The following is an 18,061-nucleotide window of genomic DNA, read 5'->3' as shown; positions in this document are numbered from 1 at the left end:
TACTCATGTTTCCATATGTCCCTGTTCATGCTCACGAGGGCCTTAAACCTGGATCTCATCTCATCGTGAACCCTGTCCTGCTCGGGATATCTTCTTTTCTCAGATATGGCGCGCACCAGGTCCACTCCGAGATCGCGCGCTTTCTTCTCAGCCGCATCCATAGATCCAGGTATTGCCGGCGCCCCACCTGCGCCACCGACGTAGGACGCACCGAATCCAACTATTATCCTGCTCAGGTAATCCAGAACCTCATCATATGCCTGGCCGCCGGCTGTGGCCACAGCACATCCGTACTTGCCCAGGAGGAGCTGGCAGTGGACCGCATCCGCCATTCTGTCTATGAGCGTCTTGAGCTGGGCCGTCACGCTCCTGAAGTAGTTCGGCGAGCCGATCACAAAACCATCGCACTCGAGGAGCTTTTTGTATACCTCCTTGAAATCATCCTTGTGCGTGCACTCGCCCTTTGCATAGCAGACTCCACATGCGTTGCAGTACTCTATTCGGAGCTTGCAGACATCTATCAGCTCGACCTCGGCTCCCTCTGATCTGGCGCCATCCACCGCCGCCCTGACGAGCCTCAGGGTCTGGCTCCTCTCCCCTCTTGGGCTGGAGTTTATGCCAAGTATCTTCATGCCCACCACCTTAGAAACAGAGATCTGTATCGCAGACGAATGTAACCGACAGGCATATCAACTTTTGGCACGATCATAAAATGCCAGAACATCTACACCGAACAGCTCTGGCATGCTTCCGCGATGAGCGGATCAGTTCCCTGAAAGCGCGGTTTCACACCTGCATTGATGTTGCGCCTGGGGGAAACTACCGGCACGTTGCACGTTCCGGCTCTAAGGACGATCGTATGATATGTTCGCACTGCTGCTGCTCTGGATCGGGCTTGTGAGCTCATTCACGATCCTCGGGTCGTGGTATGCCCGCAGGTTTGGGAGATATGATATGCTCATGGGCATCTATGTGGCATTCGGCATATTCTCGAACATAGCTGCAGCCAAGACAGCTGAATTTGATCTCATTGTAGGAACATTCTACGCCCCTGCCGTGGTGATAGTATTCAGCGTGACGTTTCTGCTCACAGACGTGGTGAACGAGAGGTTCGGGCTCCAGGAGACCAGAAGGATGATCAGCATAGCGTTTATCTCCCAGATAATGATCTCGCTCTTCTCATGGCTAGTTGTGGAGCTTCCGCCAGCGCCGTTCTTTCACCACCAGGATGCGATCGAGGTTCTTCTGGAGCAGGTGCCGAGGATCGTCCTGGCCTCGTGGATCGCATTCATGGTGAGCGAGAACCTCGACGCAGTGGTCTTTGCATGGTTCAAGTCCAAGACAGGAGGGCGCCATCTCTGGGCGAGGAACGCGTTGAGTTCGATACCGGCAATGCTGATCGACTCAACGCTCTTCATAACAATCGCATTCTACGGGGTCATGCCTGTGGTTCCCCTGATCATCGGCATCACGATAACCAAATGGCTCGTGGCTCTTATCGATATACCCTTCATGTACATGAACAGGTGGATCCTTTACAGGAACCAGCCACAGGATGCAATCCACACACCCTCATAACATATCGATATGCATGTCAGAAAAACCTGATAAATGCCCAGGCAACAGGAGCCTGAGGGAGACGATACAGTTTTACATGATAGACTTCCAGACGCCCCTGGGCAGGGCCATAGATATCGCCATCATCGCTCTGAACATCATGGTTGTTGCGCTCTTCGTCATCGAGACGTATCCGCTCCCGCCCAGCGTCTCATTGATGCTCTGGAGGCTCGAGGTTGCTATCATATTCATCTTCGTGATCGAGTATCTTCTCAGGTTCTACGGCGCGCCAGATCGCTGGAGTTACATCAAGGACACATACAGCATGATAGATCTTGTCGCCATAATGCCGACTCTCATACTCCTGGTTCTTCCTCTCTTTGGAGTATACGCTGATCTGCGCTTCATCCAGACCATAAGAATCATAACCGTATTCAGGATCTTCAGGTTTCTCAGGTTCATAGCCGAGGACCATCTCCTCTTCGGCATAATCAGCCTGAAGATGCTGAACGTCGCAAGGCTTGTCGCAACTGTAATAATAATATTTTTCATATATTCCGGTCTCTTCTACTTTGCCGAGAGTCCTGTTAATCCTGATGTCAATAACTTCGGCGATGCGTTCTACTTCACAGTGATTGCGGTCGCAACCGTCGGCTTCGGTGATATCGTCCCTGTATCCGGAGCCGGTCGGCTCGTCACGCTGATGATGATCATATCTGGCATAATTCTGATACCCATACAGGTGAGCAGGATCTTCAGAGAGTGGATCTCTGCCCCACGTAAGAGGTACACCTGCAGTGGATGCGGTCAGGAGTGGCACGAGGAAGATGCGAGGTACTGCAGGATGTGCGGCAGCCCGCTGGAGGAATCAGCTGTCTCCCAGGAAACTGATCAATAGGATCCTCACATTCAGTTGTGGCATGGATCAGAGCAGTAACAATGAGTCCGCATGCTGTTGAACTCAATCGAGTTTGACCGGATGCATATAAATGCAGCTATCCGATTTCAACTCTAGGTCGCAGCAGATACAGATACTCGACGACGCCCCTGTTCTTCGGTCCTCCCCGTATCGGAGAGGGGCATGAATGAATCACCTCGAACCCAGGCTCGAGCCACCTCTCGAAGCTGCTCCTCGCCCTCTCGATGTCCTCATCTCTGTGGCCGCCCTCGATCTCATACGGCGGCTTGAAGAGCGCCACAATTCTTCCATCGCTCTTTAAAAATTGGATCAGATTTGGGAGGACCTCTCTGAGAGAAACATTGCTCACATCCACCGATATCAGGTCGAACCGTTCATCGCCGAGATGCTTTACGAGCTCCTCGGAAGATCTCGCATCGACCCCGCCGGTGAAACTGAACCTGGGATTGTTGAGTATCGAAGGGTCCACGCACTCCTCTGCGATATCGATCCCCAGAACCCTGGCCGCACCGTGCTGAAGGAAGAAGTCGGAGAAGCCGCCTGCAGAGCATCCCACATCCAGGATGCTCAGCCCCCTGATCTCCTCCAGTCTCCCCTGGAACAGGGCCTCTATCTTGTAGCCTCCCCTGCTGACATACCTGAATCCCTCCACGATCTCGATTCTGTCAGTGGGCTTCACCCTGTATGATTGCTTCCTGCACACAGCGCCGTTCACCATGACCTTCCCGCTCTTGATCAGGTGCACAGCCTTAGATCTGGATCCCGCGATCTCCACAAGGTAGATATCGAGCCGCATCCTCACTGCCTCCACCTGTGAGATAAAATACTGATGGATGGTACCCATGATTCGTTTTGTTACCAGCAACAGGGGAAAGTTCGTCGAGGCGCAGAGCTTAATAGAGGATCTCGTCCAGGCAGATCTGGGTTACACAGAGATCCAGGCTGATACGCTGGAGGAGGTTGTGCTTTTTGGAATGAGGGAGCTCTCCTCCAGGCTTGACTCAGCGTTCATCATAGAGGATGCGGGACTGTTCATCGAAGCTCTGAATGGCTTCCCCGGGGTCTATTCAGCTTACGTCCAGAGGACGATAGGGAACAGTGGCATACTTAAACTCATGGAAGGGATTGAGAATCGCGCAGCATCCTTCAGATCTGTCGTGGGATTCTCGGCTCCGGGGATGGAGCCAGTTCTGTTTAAAGGAGAGCTCCATGGAAGGATCGGGTTCGAGGAGCGTGGCACTGGCGGGTTCGGCTACGATCCGATATTCGAGGTCGATGGCAGGACTCTTGCGGAGATGGAGCTGGAGGAGAAGAACATGATCTCGCACAGAGGGAGGTCCATGAAAGCGCTGAAGAGATGGCTTGAGAGCCGGTGATCTGAGACCCGGATCTACGCGGATCACGCCATATCCTCAAACGAGGAGTTCCTAGCTATCTCCTCTCGAGAGCGCAGCGCGGGAGCATCCTCCTGTCTATCGATTTTATCAGCGGGGCCTGGACCGCGGAGATGTAGATCTTCTTCCCCTCGACCTCCATGTAGAAATCCGTATCCTTCGGGGGGCTTGTTTTTATGGAGAAGATCAGAGGCCCCTCGCAGGTCGTTGCTATCCGGAGATCCGTCTTTTTGGATCTTATGTACTCCAGCATCTCTGGCTCTATCCAAACAGAGACTCGCTTCATCACGATCTTCACTGGAAATAGCTTTTATATCAAATCATCCCCTGGTCAGATGTGAAGAGGCGGCAGGCTCATGTACTGAAGGATATCGCACGGCAGCGCATGGAGAGGCTCTTCGAGCTGGCCAGGGCCAATGCAGGAACGCATCCAGAGAGGAGCGACAGGTATGTCGAGCTGGCTCTGAAAATCGGGATGCGTCTCAGAGTCAGGCCGACCAGAGAGATGAAACGCATGTTCTGCAAGAACTGCAGGGGGTATCTCTCACCCGCGCAGCGAATGGTACGTCTGAGAGATGGCATTCTTGTGATAAAATGCATGCGATGCGGTCACATCTCAAGGATGAGATACAGGTAGGTTCCGGTAGCGGGATCAAAGAAACGTGTCTTCATGGATCGCGGCCTCCGATCATCTGCTCCCGGTACAGGGGATCCCGCCACCTGCAGGGTCACAGTTGGATCTGAGTGAAACAGGTGCGCCAGCTCTGGGAGCAGTAGGCCTGCCGCCGAGACCGGAGATCTGAAGAACCTAAAGAGGGTCTTGATCATGCTCAGGGCCGGCGATCAGTTCATATCCGGCAGATCCGGCGGGGTGGTCTCGGCGTTCTACCCCTACCGTGGGGGATACCTCGGGGTGGCTCCAGCCCACATATTCCGATACTCCGGGACGGATGTGCTGAGGATTGGCTCTCACCGCCCCAAGGTCGTTCATTACTGCAGCGATGCAGACATCGCCTTCTTTCTCGTTCTCGGGCCATGCGAGCCCACCAGGCTTGCAAAGCCAAGACTTGGGGATGCGGAGCTGATCAACAGCGCCAGGCGCATGGGCTGCAGGATAACAGACGCCTCGTGGAGCATAGCTTATGTCGTGCTCCAGCCAGGGAACCTGCCAGGCCCTGGAGACAGCGGCACCCCTGTATTTCAGGACGGCGCGGTTGTGGGGATGCTCATAAACATAAATCTCGGCACATGCAGGGGGACTGCGATAACAGGCGAGTTTATACGATCCAAGCTGGACGAATATGCACAATCGGCTGCCAGGACTTGAGCGGGGCGTTCGGTTATATCCAACGGTATCTTTTGATCTGCACCGCTATCTATATGCTTGATCAGGTGAACCCGGATATGGATGAATGCTAAATCCTCTGGATCATCAATTTTCCCCACGGTCAGGAGGTCATGATGGATCAGTCGGGAAGGACTCCAAGGATTGGGGTTTACATCTGCCACTGTGGGCTCAATATAGCCGCGACACTGGATGTCGAGGAGCTGAGGCGATTTGCAGAGACGCTCCCGAATGTGGTTGTGGCCCGCGACATACAGTTCACGTGTTCTGATGCGGGCCAGAACACAATCAAGAGCGATGTAGCAGAGCACAAGCTCGATGCCGTCGTCGTCGCGGCATGCTCTCCGCGGCTTCACGAGCCCACTTTCCGGAGGACAATAACGGAGGCGGGCCTCAATCAGTACATGCTTGAGATGGCGAACATCAGGGAGCAGTGCTCCTGGGTTCACATGGACTCGCCGGCGCTGGCGACCCAGAAGGCGAAGGATCTCATAGCGATGGCCGTCGCCAAGGCGGCTCTGCTGAGACCGCTTGAGACAGAGAGCGTGCCTGTGAGCAGAGACGTGCTTGTGATAGGCGGAGGTGTCGCTGGGATTTCTGCTGCGCTCGACCTTGCGAATGCTGGCCTCAGGGTGTACCTGGTTGAGCGCAGGCCAACCATAGGCGGCTACATGGCCCTTCTAACAGATGTATTTCCAACAAACGATTGCTCCATCTGCGTCCTTGCTCCGAAGATGGCCGAGGTCTACGCAAACCCGATGATAAAGCTGATGACATACTCTGAGATACTGGCGATCGAGGGGACTGTGGGACACTTCAGGGTGACGGGGGTCACGAAGCCGCGATACGTCGATCCGAGCCTGTGCAAGGGCTGCATAAACGAGTGCTCCGGCGCATGCCCTGTCGAGGTTCCGAACGAATACGATTTTGGTCTGGGTAAGAGGAAGGCGATTTACATGGCGATCCCGCAGTCTGTGCCTCTTGTTGCATGCATAGACACAAACGCATGCATAGGCTGCGGTCTCTGCGCAGAGGCGTGCCCTGCGGACGCGGTCAAATATGATCAGCAAGCGGAGGAGTTCAAGCTCGATGTCGGCGCGATAATCGTAGCCACAGGATGGCAGCCATTCGATGCATCCCGGAAGGAGGAGTACGGCTTTGGAAGATACAGAGATGTCGTGACCACGCTTCAGATAGAGAGAATGCTGAACGCGGCAGGACCCACAAGAGGCGATATAGTGAGGCCGTCCACAGGCGAGATCGCAAAATCGATAGCCTTCATACAGTGCGTGGGTTCCAGGGACCAGACCGTCGGGAACCCGTACTGCTCCAGGATATGCTGCATGTCCTCCCTCAAGAACGCGCAGCTCATCAAGGAGAGATACCCGGACGCAGATGTCGCGATACACTACATAGACATCAGGGCCGGGGGCGAGGGATACGAGGAGTTCTACATCAGGGCTCAGCGGCTCGGCATCAGGTTCATCCGAGGGCGTGTCTCCTCCGTTGAGGAGGGTGAGGACGGTCTCTACGTCCACTACGAGGACACGCTTCTGGGGAAGACCCTCATGAAGAGATACGATCTCGTCGTATTGTCCACAGGTCTTGAGGCGAACAGGGATGCAGAGGTCGTTGGCAGCCTCCTGGGTTTATCGAGAAGGCCTGACAGGTTCTTCGAGATAGCACATCCGAAGATGCGGCCTGTGGAGGCGCATATCGATGGAGTCTTCATCGCAGGCTGCGCATCCGGTCCGAAGGAGATACAGGTATCGATAGCCCAGGGAAGTGCAGCAGCCTCGAAGGCTATGCAGCTGCTCTTCAAGGGCGAGATCGAGCTCGACCCTACGGTCGCGTTTGTGGACAGGGAGAAATGCATCGGCTGCAAGCTCTGCGTCGATACCTGCCCGAGCAGGGCGATAAGCGTGAAGGATACCGCCTTTGTGGATGAGGCCAGGTGCAAGGGTTGCGGCACGTGTGCTGCAGCATGCCCAGTGGATGCGATCGAGATGCGTCTCTTCTCGGATGAGCAGATACTCGCCCAGATCAGGGCTGCAACTGCTGTAAAGGGCGAGTATCCCTTCATAGTTGGCTTTCTGTGCAACTGGTGCAGCTACGCCGGAGCGGATCTCGCAGGCACCTCCAGAATCCAGTACCCGACGAACATCCGCATAATAAGAGTGATGTGCGCAGGCAGGGTGGATCCGAGCTTCGTGCTCGAGGCGCTGAGGCGCGGCGCCGACGGCGTTCTGATAGCAGGCTGTCGCATAGGGGAATGCCATTACGTGAGCGGAAATCTGCACGCGCTCCAGCGTGTGGAGGTCCTCAAGGGGCTGCTCAGGGAGATCGGGATCGATCCGAGAAGATTGAAGATCGCATGGTGTGCGGCCAGTGAGGGCGATATCCTTGCGAGAAAGATCGAGGAGTTCGTCGACGAGCTCAAGGATCTGGGGCCTGTCGGAACAGAGCTTGTGGCCGCACTGCCCTCTGGGAAGGATTGAGCATGCTCGAGATAGAGAAGGATATGGATGTTGAGGGCTCACACATAATATGCAGGCAGAGGAGCGGGGATATCACAAAGATCCTCGATTACGATTACAAGACCTGCAATGGATGCGGGATATGCATCTCCCTCTGCCCGACTAAGGCCCTCCAGCCCGGCCCGCTCCTGGAGATAGCGACAGGGCTTGACGCTCCGCCTGTGCTCATAGATCTGGATGCATGCGTCTTCTGCGGGATGTGCGCGAACTTCTGTCCCGTCAACGCATACAGATTCACAGTAAACGGCGTGGACATCAAGAGCGATGACCGGTACCCGCGTCTTTTAAGGAAAGCAGAGCCGAACGAGAGGTGCCTGCCATGCACGTTGTGCGAGCCGGTCTGCCCGACAGAGGCGATAACAGTTGTATTCAACAGAACCAGAGATGACTTCGGGCCGCTCCGAGAGGGAATTGAGGGGGAGATCTCTGTCGATAAAGAGAAGTGCAACCTCTGCGGGATATGCGCCCGTTTCTGCAAGGCATTTGTGCTTCTCGAAAAAGATCTCGATCCGAGAGATCTCAGGCCGTACGAGCAGCTCCTCGTAGATGAGGATCTCTGCGACTACTGCGGGCTCTGTGTGGGCATATGCCCTGAGGAGGCGATAGCTGTAAAGGGCGAGCCCCTCAAGGCAACTCTTGATCTCAAAGGGAGCATAGAGGTAGACCAAGAGAGGTGCATCGGCTGCGGCAGATGTGCCATTGTGTGCCCGTACGATGCTATGGATGTCGTGAAGCCGTTCGAGGGCGAGATCAGACTCGTAAGCGATCGCCTGGTGAAATGCGATCCCGTGGGATGCCACGGCTGCTTCAACGTCTGCCCCACCGACTGCTGGTATGTCGATGATCAGGGCAGGATTGGAGTTGTCGAGGATCAGTGCATACTCTGCGGGGCATGCTCCAACGCATGCCACCTCTTCGGAATAGATGTGGCCAGGACGAAGGTCTCCCACACCCCGATAAAGGAGACTCCATGGGCATCGGAGTGGCGGGACGCGATAAATGCGATACTGACGGGAGAGAAGAGAAGATACGATGTCTCAGGAACTCTGGCGCCTCCGGCACTCGAGAGACCACCGCCGCCGAAGATAAAGGTCCCTGAACGCGATCCTGAGCTTCTCAGAAGGATAGATGAGGCTCTAGCGAGAATAGATGTGGCGATGAGGAAGCCGAAGGTCAGGTACCTCTGGGAGAGGGCGCCTGTTGAGGAGGCGAGGAGAAAGATCGCATCCAGGATCGCTCAGGAGGAGTCCTGATGGACGACGCTGCATTCACTGATGAGGTCATACGGCTCGCAGGCGACGAGATCAGGACCTGCATTCAGTGCGGCACATGCTCATCGAGCTGCTCGACCGCACACCTCATGGATAACAGCATAAGAAGGCTGATCCGTCTGGTTCTCGAGGGGCGGAGAGACGAGGCGCTGTCGAGCGACTCGATATGGCTCTGCACCTCCTGTCTTCTCTGCACAGTAAGGTGCCCGAGAGGGATAAGGCCGAAGGCGGTGGTATCTGCGCTCAGGCAGATCTACGAGCGTGAGGGTCTCAGAAACAGAGACGAGGCTTTCGAGAGGATCTTCATGGATCAGATCAGGAATAAAGGCCGGATATCTGAGGTCCTTCTCTCTGCTGCATACGCTCTCAGGAATCCGGATGCAACGGTTCCGATAATGGAGATGGGGATAGAGCTTATCACAAAGGGCAAGGTCTCCCTAGATCCTGGGACTGTGAAGGGCATGGATGAGGTTCGGCGCATCTTCGAGGGGCTGGAGAATGACTGAGATCGCATACTACCCTGGCTGCGTCTCGAGGGCGACCGGACGCGAGTATGACATCTCCACGAGATCCGTCGCAAAGGCGCTGGGTATCGAGCTGATCGAGCTGGAAGACTGGAGCTGCTGCGGAGCCACTCATGTGCCAAGCGAAGCCCTCGCAGTTGGCCTTGCGGCCAGAAATCTGACCCAGAGCACGCTGCCCGTAATGACCACATGCTCCATCTGCTACAGCAACCTTCGCACAGCGATTCTTCGCCTGGAGGATAATGGCATGCGCGCGCGCGTCAATTCAGTTCTTGAGAGAAAATACGCTGGCGCGAGGGTGATGCATGTTGTGGAGATGCTCTCAGAGGCCCTTAAGGGGAGAGAGATCCCCATAAAGCTCAACGGCATCAAAGTATCGCCCTATTACGGCTGTCTTCTCACAAGACCCGGCAGCGGGATAGACAGCCCTGAGCATCCGAGGATACTGGAGGATCTCGTCAGAGGTTTGGGTGCAGAGCCTGTTGAGTCCCCGCTCAAGATGCTCTGCTGTGGCGGCCCGATATTCATGCCGAGAGAGGAGGCGGCTCTCGAGAGCACATACCATATAATCAAAAGCGCGAAGCGGAGTGGAGCGGATGCGATCATGGCGGTTTGCCCGCTCTGCCACCTCATGCTCGACGCGAAGCAGGGCGCTATCGAAAAGCGATATGGTTTGGATCTCAGGATGCCGGTGCTGTACGTCACACAGCTCGTCGGAATAGCCCTCGGTTTAGGTCCTGAAGATCTTGCGCTGGAGATGAACAGCGTATCTCCACTGCCGCTCCTCGAAAAGGTGTATCAGAGCATAGCAAAGGAATAAGGATCCGACATCAACGGATTCTGCGGGCTTTGCGGTGACCGCCCATCCGGAGGCCAGCGGCCTACGGAAAAAGCATTTATACTTGTTTTGTTTTTAAGTTTCCTGGTCCGTTCCTTATCATCGTGGAGGATTGAAGGATTTGACAACTGTTTATGATGTGCCTCCAGCAGATCTGATAAACGCGGTTGCTGAGGAGCTGAAGGCGAGCGGCAAGATCACGCCGCCTGCATGGGCCGCGTACGTGAAGACTGGAGTGCATACGGAGATGCCACCCAGCAATGCTGACTGGTGGTACGTGAGATGCGCATCGGTACTCCGCCATGTCTATGTCGACGGGCCAGTGGGCGTGTCCAGACTGAGAACGCACTACGGTGGGAAGACCAAGAACCGGGTGGCCACAGGCAGGTCGGTCAAGGGAAGCGGCTCTGTTATAAGAGAGGCGCTACAGCAGCTGGAAAAGGCCGGATACGTCAAGAAGCAGAAGGACGGGAGACATATCACACCCGAGGGGCAGGCGTTTCTGGATGACATAGCCCACAGGGTCAAGATGAGGCTGGTGGAGAAGATACCCGAACTGGCGAGGTATTGAGATATGGACGATGAGCTGGCAGATCTGAGACGCAAGAGGCTTGAGGAGCTGCAGAGACGGCAGCTGGAGTCCCAGCTTTATGCAGCTCAGCAGGAGCAGATGCAGCAGGAGCTAGAGGCCAAGAAGCAGGCGATACTCAGGGCCATACTGACGCCCGAGGCCAGAGAGAGACTCAGCAGCATCCGCATGACTAGGCCTGAGTTTGTAGCTCAGATAGAGGCCCAGCTTATCATGCTCGCCCAGAGCGGACGCATAAGATCAGCGATAACAGACGAGCAGCTGAAGGCCATACTGAAGCAGGCCCAGCCGAAGAAGCGGGATATCAACATCCGGCGGATCTGAGGATGAAGGTCACCACTCTGTTCAGCGGCGGGAAGGATAGCGGGCTGACTGCGATACTGCTCGAGCCGTTCTTCGACGAGATCGAGCTTGTGACGTTCAGCTTCGGGCATGACAGCGCATGGGAGGTGGCTGCAAGGGCAGCCAAGGCCATAGGCCATCCGCATAGGGTTGAGATACTGGACGCGGAGGTTCTGGAGAGGGGCCTCGAGATGCTCCGGAGGGATGGGTACCCGAACAATGCGCTGAACTACGTCCACATGTGCGCTGTCGAAGTCCTGGCGGAGAGCTGCGAGTATGTTGCAGATGGCACGCGCAGGGATGACAGAGCGCCGGTCATGACCGCAAGCTCGATAAGGAGCCTCGAGGACAGGCACAGGATGCACTATATCAGGCCGCTCGCCGGCTGGGGCTGGAAGGCGATAAACGAGATGGCCAGCAAATACCTCGAGTTTGAGGTGCTGCCGAGCGACAGGTATCCAGCGTCCGATTTCGAGGTCGGGCTGAGATACGCCCTTGCAGAGCGGTATGGCCAGAGCGAGGTCGAGAGGATATTTCCCGCGAATCACACGCATTCCAGAGTTGTTCGGAGGAAGTTGTTTTGAGCAAGAAGATGAAGCCGAAGAAGATACGGCTTGCCAAGGCTTTTAAGCAGAACCAGAGGGTGCCTCTCTGGGTCATAATGAAGACGAAGCGCAGGGTTGTATCGCACCCGAAGAGGCGCCACTGGAGAAGGAGCTCGTTGGAGTGAGCGTTTATGGAGGTTGAGCAGATATACACAGTTCCACTTAGGCATGTCAAGCGGGTGCCGAGGTGGAGAAGGGCGAAAAGGGCGGTTTCAGAGCTGAAGAGCTATCTCTCCAGGCACATGAAGGCCCCGCTGGATAAGATCAGCATCGACAACAGTTTGAACGAGATGATCTGGGCCAGGAGCAACGAGAAGCCCCCCTGCAGGATCAGGGTGAAGGCGGTAAAGTTCGACGATGGCAGAGTTGAGGCGGAGCTCGCAGGTGCCAGATAGGCGCACACAGGTCGCCGGAAGCTCCCTCCTGGGCGTCTTTGCCAGATGCACCGAGTCTCTCGTGCTGGTGCCGCCGGAGGCGAGCGAGCGGAGCGTGGAGATGCTCAGCGCAGGCCTGGATGTGGAGCCAGTGGTCACCGTGATCGGCTGCAGCTCTGTGCTCGGCTCTCTGATATGCGCGAACTCTGAGGGCTTCGTGGTGACGAGATATGCAACAGACGATGAGATCAGGGTGCTTGAGGAGCATGGCAGGGTTGCAAGGCTGCCGGGGAAGATAACCGCTGCGGGGAATGTCATACTGGCAAATGACAATGCTGCACTCGTCCATCCGGGTCTCAGCGACAGCGCATGTGAGGTCATCTCCGAGACGCTCGGTGTCGTTGTGCGCAGAGGCACCATAGGCGGGCTGAAGACAGTGGGAATGACGGCCGTGGCGACGAACAGGGGCATCCTGGCACATCCCAGGATATCTGCAGATGAGATAAGCGTGCTCGAGGATCTCTTCGGCCTTCCTGTCGATGTCGGCACGGTAAACTTCGGATCCCCGCTCGTCGGCTCTGGGCTTCTGGCCAACACAAAGGGCTATATGGCAGGCCTGGAGACCACCGGGCCTGAGCTTGGCAGGATCGAGGATGCTCTCGGATTTCTGGAGTGATGGATATGGGTAAGTATATAGTAACAGGGCGTTACAAGGCCAGCTTCATCGGAAATGTCTGGCAGAAGTTCACCAAGGTTCTGGAGTGCCCTAATGAGAGACTGGCAGTGGAGTGGGCCTACTCTCTGATGGGAAGCAAGCATGGCCTGAAGCGCAACCTGATCAGGATCGATGAGGTGAGGGCTGGTGAGTGGTAAGCCACAGTCGCCTGAGAACCAGGCGCGCCAGCTCATAGTTGCATACCAGCAGTACCAGGCGGAGGCAGAATCCCTCGTGAGAGAGCTGGGCCTCATACAGATGACCGCAGAGGGGTTGGACAAGGCGATAAGCGCCATAGGATCCCTCTCCAAGGCGGCTGAGGGGCAGGAGATGCTCGTTCCGATCGGCTCCGGCTCATTCGCCTACGCAAAGCTCTCCTCGACCGACAAGGTCGTTGTGAACGTTGGCGGTGGGGTCTCCATAGAGAAGCCAGCTGGCGAGGCGATGGAGATGCTCAGGGCCAGAAGGAGCGCCATCTCTGAGAGCTCCAAGAAGATAAACGAGGCGCTGGCGAAGATCGAGCAGGAGATGGCCAGAATCCAGGCTGCGCTTGAAAGACTGGAGAGAGAGCTGCAGAAGCAGGGTGGGAGCGAAGGGTTTGTTCAATAAGCTCAAGGAGAAGCTCTCGGGCTTCAAGGAGTCGATAACAAACAGGATCCTGGAGAAGGCTGCTGGAAGCATACCGATAATAGGGAACAGATCAGAGCCGGCGGCCGCTCAAAAGGAGATCAGACCGGCGTCGGCGGAGCTTCCTGTAAAAACGCCATCTGAGAACAGATCAGGCATCGCAGGGGCGACACAGGTTGAGGCAGTCCAGCCTACCAGGATATCAATCGTGGATAAGGCCAGATCCCTGATCTTCGAGAGGGAGGTAATTCTCGACGAGAAAGATCTCGAGGAGCCTCTGTGGGGTCTGGAGATGGCGCTCCTGGAGAGCGATGTGGCGCTGCCTGTCGCAGAGGAGATCGTGAGCTCCGTGAAGAGCTCGCTAGTAGGGAGCAGAAAGAAGATCGGCTCTGATACAGGAGATCTTGTTGAGACGGCTCTCCGCTCAGCGCTTCTCAAAGTCCTCTCGAAGAACGTCTTCGACTTCGATGAGTTCATAAAAAACGCCCCAAAGCCGGTGAAGATCCTCTTCGTGGGGGTCAACGGCACAGGCAAGACCACCAGCATAGCGAAGGTCGCCAGGTACCTGAAAGATCGCGGCTACTCTGTGGTACTTGCAGCCGGCGACACCTTCAGGGCGGGGGCGATAGAGCAGCTCGAGATCCACGGGCAGCGTCTGGATCTGAAGGTCATAAAGCACAAGACCGGCGGGGATCCGGCAGCTGTCATATTCGATGCCATCGAGTATGCCAAGGCCCATAAGAAGGATGTTGTTCTCGCAGATACTGCTGGCAGGCTTCACACAAACATAAACCTCATGGATCAAATGAAAAAGATTGTGAGGGTTACAAAGCCTGACATGCTCATATTCGTCGATGAGGCGATCGCTGGCAACGACGCGGTCGAGAGGGCCAGGCTCTTCAACGAGTCAGTTCCGATCACAGGCACGATACTGACAAAGACAGATGCGGATGCAAAGGGCGGATCCGCTATATCGATCGCCCATGTCACAGGAAAGCCGATCATATTTCTGGGCGTGGGCCAGGACTACCCGGACCTAGTGAAGTTCGATCCAGAGTGGCTCGTCGAGCGGCTGCTGGGCGATTGATAAGAAGGGTTCCACATCCTCCAGCAGCTGGAACGCATCACTTTTATCTGTTTACTTAAATACGGGGGCTTTGTGGCTTTACATCTCCCAGACCGTACGTGACGCGCATTTCTGGCGGTATGCCACTGCGGAGGCGGTTGAGATATGTGCGATGCCTTCATTCTGGAACCCAGCGGCTGCATCGGCGATCGCTTGTGCAGTTTATGATGGTGTAATGTTGCAGCGCATCAGCAGAACGGCCTCAATCTCCCCAGAATCTCTTCGTCCGGGCATACTCCCTCTCAGCCCTTAGTATGTCCCTGTAGAACTCAAGCTCATCAGAGTGCATCTTCTTTATGACTCTAGCCGCGGTCTCAGGGCCGAGACCCCTGCTTGCGAGGGCGATGGCAGCGGTCTTCCCGTAGCTCAGAACCAGGTTCGCGTTCCTGTAAACCCTCTTTGTGCGCCTCTTCTCCTCAGCTCCCTTCTTATCCTCCGGCATCCTGACGATCTTTATCTCCTCATCCTCCCAGGGCTTCAGAGCTGCTATCATTCTCGAGCCGCAGAGCGGACACTCAGGCCGATCCGGCACCCTGCCAACCTCTCTCAGCGATTTCCATCTCTTGCAGCTGACGCAGAACAGAAGCACCCTGTCGTGGAGAATTCTGTTCTTGAGGAGCTCTATAACAGCTGCATCTGCATGCTCAGGAGCGATCAGGTCATGGCCCCCACCCCTGCCGGAGGATCCGATAGGGCTCAGATCGCCTGTGATCACCTGAATATCGCCGGATCTCATGCGATCAAGGACGTTACCTGCTGTACAGACATCCAGGCGCTCCTGGTAGATCTCACGGATCGCCTCTCTGTACATAGGCGTGTTCTCGAAGACCCCCAGCACCCTGACCAGAGATACCCTCTCGTAATCTATCTCCTTCGAGAGCGAGCCGAACTTCCTGGCCACGTGCACCATCTTCCATCTGAAAAGAGTGGTGTTCTTCAGGCTCAGCTCCAGGATCACCTTCATCTGAGAGGAGCTCAGATCGCTGATGAGGTTCAGCAGCTCCTCTGCCATCATCCTCTTCGGCAGAGTCAGCTGTATCCTGTACGGATCTATCTCCATGGCGACGCTCGATCCGAAGCGTGTCGAGAGTATCGCGGTTATCGCCCTTCCAAGCGCATCGTTAGCTCTGTGGCCGATGCATGCGTTTATCACCACAAAAGAGCCATCTGACTCGATCGTCACCGTTCTATCATCAGGCACAGCGCAGCCTGCACGCATCTGATGCTTTATCTGATCGACGAGCTGTTCGCCGGCCTCTCTGTCCACAGGATATCGTGAGAGTAGCCAGCGTATCGCATCCTCCTCGCCGCCCTCCTCGAGATCTCTTGCCAGATGTGATCTTATCTTTCCGACCTCCTGCGCCACATCATACGGCACAGGGATCTCCTCCCCGCTCCAGCTCGGGATCTCCCCGCTCCTCTTGATCGGCACGACCTTTATAGTATCATCCTCTACCTCGACGATCTCCCATATCTCTCCACGGGTGACGAACGTCGCTCCAGGACTGGCGAAGCTCACAACGAAGGCCTCATCGAGCGTGCCAATCTGGCGCCTTGATACCATATCGTAGACGTTGTAGCGCTTCTCATCAGGTATCATCGATAAATTCTCGAAGTAGTACTCCCAGCCCCTGCGCCTTCTTTTTATTCTTCCATCTTCGACCGTGCACAGCCTGTTCCCCCTGAGTATATCCAGCACGCTGAGCATCTCATCCATGCCGAGATCCCTGAAAGGATAGGATCTTCTGATTATCTCAAATGCCCTCTCGATCCCTATCTCCCCGAAGTCCAGGGAGAGGCCGACCAGCTGGTTCGCCAGGACATCCAGGGGCTTCTCGTGTATCCTGACCTCCTCGAGCTCGCCGGCTGATGCCCTCCTGGCGATGGCGCATGCCTCGGCGATGTCGTCAGGGCATGTCGCCAGTATGGTGCCAGAGGAGACCCTGCCTATGCCGTGGCCTGATCTGCCAACACGCTGTATGAGCCTGGAGACGTCCCTGGGCGAGCTGTACTGGATCACATGATCCACATCACCGATATCGATGCCAAGCTCCATCGAGGATGTGCATATCAGGCCGCGAAGATCCCCGCGCTTGAATGCCTCCTCAGCCTCCATTCTGGCCTCTCGAGATAAGCTCCCGTGGTGGACCCCTATAGGCTCTCCTAACATCTTCAGCCTGTATCCGAGAACCTCTGCAGCCTGTCGGGTGTTGACGAAGATCAGGCTCTTTCTCGATCTCACAAGATCTCTTATGCACGAAATATGAGCTGCAAGCGACGGCTCGCATCCAAGCTGGCCTGCTAGCGCGTGATCGCCCCGCCCCGGACGGGGCGCCATGACCCTGAAATCCACGAACCTCTCCACATCAGCCCTGAGGATTCTGCAGTCCCTGGAGATGCCGGCGAGAAGCCCTGCGACCTCATCAGGGGAGCCGACTGTGGCTGAGAGACCTATCCTCTGGATCTCGCCCGCGACCTCCACAAGCCGCTCAAGGAGGACAGCAAGCTGCGAGCCTCTCTTCGATGATGCCAGTTCGTGAATCTCATCCACGATCACCACCCTGACGCTCTTGAGGTTCGATCTGAGCCTCTTTCCGGTCAGCATAACCTGGAGGGTTTCAGGGGTTGTTATCAGGAGGTCTGGAGGCGATCTGCTCTGGCTGGCGCGCTCCCCCTTCGTCGTATCCCCATGCCTTACCGCGATCTTCACTCCCAGCGCACCGCTCCATTCCTCCAGGCGTCTAAGCATGTCCCTGTTGAGGGCTCGCAACGGGGTTATGTAGAGGGCCTTGATTCCCCGATCGTCGATCTCCATGATCCTGTGGAGAACAGGAAGTACCGCCGCCTCTGTCTTTCCAGATCCTGTTGGTGCTATGAGAAGAACGTTGTTCCCGGCCAGGATCTCAGGTATCGCCATCCTCTGCGGCAGAGTCGGCTCGGAAAAGCCCATGCTCTTGAGGTTCTCCCTTATCGTGGGGTTCAGCTGGTCGAAGACATTCACAATGGTATCGATTTTAAGTGGCCAGCGAATATATTCGTTGCGTTGCGAATGTGTCTCCTTCCCTTCTGGGTCGTGTACACATCATTTGGTTCAGACGCAGGTTGTGTGTATCATTGAAATCCGCAGCGCTCAATATGTCCAGGCTCGTGGAATACCCCGCCCTTAGCTATCGATTGCAGCAGAATCTGCTGTGTTGAATAATGTTTGAGAATCCGATAGTAGAGGCTGGATTCATACGAATTGCAATTCTAGTAAAAATCGATAGCTTTCGACCTTAGAGCTCTTAATTATTCAACA

At 55.7% G+C, this 18,061-nt stretch carries 22 protein-coding genes; 18 read left to right on the top strand and 4 right to left on the bottom strand.

Translation table 11 applies throughout. The features are described 5' to 3' along the window. Positions 1-632: flavodoxin family protein (locus NQU42_RS06560; protein WP_296610045.1), on the bottom strand; the 632-nt coding region annotated here is incomplete at its 3' end. Positions 633-864: 232 nt separating this feature from the next. Between NQU42_RS06560 and NQU42_RS06555 the strand changes: the two genes are divergently transcribed. Beyond that, positions 865-1,578 (top strand): queuosine precursor transporter, encoded by a 714-nt coding sequence (locus tag NQU42_RS06555; protein ID WP_296610043.1) that lies wholly within the window; start codon positions 865-867, stop codon positions 1,576-1,578. A gap of 13 nt (positions 1,579-1,591) precedes the next feature. Beyond that, positions 1,592-2,455: an ion transporter gene (locus NQU42_RS06550; protein ID WP_296610041.1), complete on the top strand. Its 864-nt coding sequence runs from the start codon at positions 1,592-1,594 to the stop codon at positions 2,453-2,455. A gap of 97 nt (positions 2,456-2,552) precedes the next feature. Here NQU42_RS06550 and NQU42_RS06545 read toward each other — a convergent pair whose 3' ends face one another. Continuing rightward, entirely contained in the window at positions 2,553-3,287 is a 735-nt protein-coding gene (locus NQU42_RS06545; protein WP_296610039.1) for an SAM-dependent methyltransferase, read from the bottom strand. 31 nt (positions 3,288-3,318) lie between these two features. On the opposite strand from NQU42_RS06545, the gene NQU42_RS06540 reads away from it, so the two are divergent. After that, positions 3,319-3,852 carry an XTP/dITP diphosphatase gene (locus NQU42_RS06540; RefSeq protein ID WP_296610037.1) on the top strand — a complete coding sequence of 178 codons (534 nt, stop codon included), beginning with the start codon at positions 3,319-3,321 and terminating at the stop codon, positions 3,850-3,852. A 55-nt stretch (positions 3,853-3,907) separates the two neighbouring features. On the opposite strand, the gene NQU42_RS06535 is transcribed toward NQU42_RS06540, so the two are convergent. Then, positions 3,908-4,156, bottom strand: coding sequence for a hypothetical protein (locus NQU42_RS06535; RefSeq protein ID WP_296610036.1), 249 nt, complete (start codon positions 4,154-4,156; stop codon positions 3,908-3,910). A gap of 51 nt (positions 4,157-4,207) precedes the next feature. Here NQU42_RS06535 and NQU42_RS06530 point away from each other — a divergent pair, with 51 nt between their 5' ends. From NQU42_RS06530 to ftsY, 15 genes are all read left to right on the top strand, one after another. Next, positions 4,208-4,507, top strand: a complete 300-nt coding sequence (locus NQU42_RS06530; protein ID WP_296610034.1) for a ribonuclease P — start codon at positions 4,208-4,210, stop codon at positions 4,505-4,507. Between the two features lie 189 nt (positions 4,508-4,696). Next, positions 4,697-5,197, top strand: coding sequence for a hypothetical protein (locus NQU42_RS06525; protein WP_296610032.1), 501 nt, complete (start codon positions 4,697-4,699; stop codon positions 5,195-5,197). A gap of 134 nt (positions 5,198-5,331) precedes the next feature. Further along, positions 5,332-7,713: a CoB-CoM heterodisulfide reductase HdrA2 gene (hdrA2, locus tag NQU42_RS06520; protein WP_296610046.1), complete on the top strand. Its 2,382-nt coding sequence runs from the start codon at positions 5,332-5,334 to the stop codon at positions 7,711-7,713. A gap of 2 nt (positions 7,714-7,715) precedes the next feature. Then, the gene (locus tag NQU42_RS06515) at positions 7,716-9,005 is read left to right on the top strand and encodes a 4Fe-4S binding protein (RefSeq protein ID WP_296610030.1); all 1,290 of its coding nucleotides are present in this window, start codon (positions 7,716-7,718) and stop codon (positions 9,003-9,005) included. After that, entirely contained in the window at positions 9,005-9,529 is a 525-nt protein-coding gene (locus NQU42_RS06510) for a 4Fe-4S dicluster domain-containing protein (protein ID WP_296610028.1), read from the top strand. The genes NQU42_RS06515 and NQU42_RS06510 overlap by 1 nt, the downstream gene beginning before the upstream one ends. Next, positions 9,489-10,367, top strand: a complete 879-nt coding sequence (locus NQU42_RS06505) for a CoB--CoM heterodisulfide reductase iron-sulfur subunit B family protein (protein ID WP_296610026.1) — start codon at positions 9,489-9,491, stop codon at positions 10,365-10,367. The genes NQU42_RS06510 and NQU42_RS06505 overlap by 41 nt, the downstream gene beginning before the upstream one ends. A gap of 139 nt (positions 10,368-10,506) precedes the next feature. Beyond that, positions 10,507-10,956 (top strand): 30S ribosomal protein S19e, encoded by a 450-nt coding sequence (locus NQU42_RS06500; RefSeq protein WP_348531376.1) that lies wholly within the window; start codon positions 10,507-10,509, stop codon positions 10,954-10,956. A gap of 3 nt (positions 10,957-10,959) precedes the next feature. After that, positions 10,960-11,298 carry a DNA-binding protein gene (locus tag NQU42_RS06495; RefSeq protein WP_296610023.1) on the top strand — a complete coding sequence of 113 codons (339 nt, stop codon included), beginning with the start codon at positions 10,960-10,962 and terminating at the stop codon, positions 11,296-11,298. Between the two features lie 2 nt (positions 11,299-11,300). Further along, positions 11,301-11,900 (top strand): 7-cyano-7-deazaguanine synthase, encoded by a 600-nt coding sequence (locus NQU42_RS06490; protein WP_296610022.1) that lies wholly within the window; start codon positions 11,301-11,303, stop codon positions 11,898-11,900. After that, positions 11,897-12,046, top strand: a complete 150-nt coding sequence (locus NQU42_RS06485) for a 50S ribosomal protein L39e (protein WP_296610020.1) — start codon at positions 11,897-11,899, stop codon at positions 12,044-12,046. Before NQU42_RS06490 ends, NQU42_RS06485 begins: the two co-directional genes overlap by 4 nt. A gap of 6 nt (positions 12,047-12,052) precedes the next feature. Continuing rightward, positions 12,053-12,316: a 50S ribosomal protein L31e gene (locus NQU42_RS06480; protein ID WP_296610019.1), complete on the top strand. Its 264-nt coding sequence runs from the start codon at positions 12,053-12,055 to the stop codon at positions 12,314-12,316. Further along, entirely contained in the window at positions 12,306-12,971 is a 666-nt protein-coding gene (locus tag NQU42_RS06475) for a translation initiation factor IF-6 (RefSeq protein ID WP_296610017.1), read from the top strand. Before NQU42_RS06480 ends, NQU42_RS06475 begins: the two co-directional genes overlap by 11 nt. A gap of 5 nt (positions 12,972-12,976) precedes the next feature. After that, positions 12,977-13,168 (top strand): 50S ribosomal protein L18Ae, encoded by a 192-nt coding sequence (gene rpl18a / locus NQU42_RS06470; RefSeq protein WP_296610016.1) that lies wholly within the window; start codon positions 12,977-12,979, stop codon positions 13,166-13,168. Next, the gene (gene pfdA / locus NQU42_RS06465) at positions 13,158-13,619 is read left to right on the top strand and encodes a prefoldin subunit alpha (RefSeq protein WP_296610015.1); all 462 of its coding nucleotides are present in this window, start codon (positions 13,158-13,160) and stop codon (positions 13,617-13,619) included. The genes rpl18a and pfdA overlap by 11 nt, the downstream gene beginning before the upstream one ends. Beyond that, complete coding sequence (gene ftsY / locus NQU42_RS06460) at positions 13,609-14,724, top strand: signal recognition particle-docking protein FtsY (RefSeq protein ID WP_296610013.1); 1,116 nt, start codon at positions 13,609-13,611, stop codon at positions 14,722-14,724. The genes pfdA and ftsY overlap by 11 nt, the downstream gene beginning before the upstream one ends. A 241-nt stretch (positions 14,725-14,965) precedes the next feature. On the opposite strand, the gene NQU42_RS06455 is transcribed toward ftsY, so the two are convergent. Continuing rightward, positions 14,966-17,764, bottom strand: a complete 2,799-nt coding sequence (locus NQU42_RS06455) for a DEAD/DEAH box helicase (RefSeq protein ID WP_296610012.1) — start codon at positions 17,762-17,764, stop codon at positions 14,966-14,968. Positions 17,765-18,061: the final 297 nt, after the last annotated feature.

This window comes from Methanothrix sp. (assembly GCF_024518575.1).
GTDB lineage: Archaea > Halobacteriota > Methanosarcinia > Methanotrichales > Methanotrichaceae > Methanothrix_B.
Note: the sequence above shows the minus strand (reverse complement) of the source record. Positions and strands in the feature narration are given on the sequence as shown.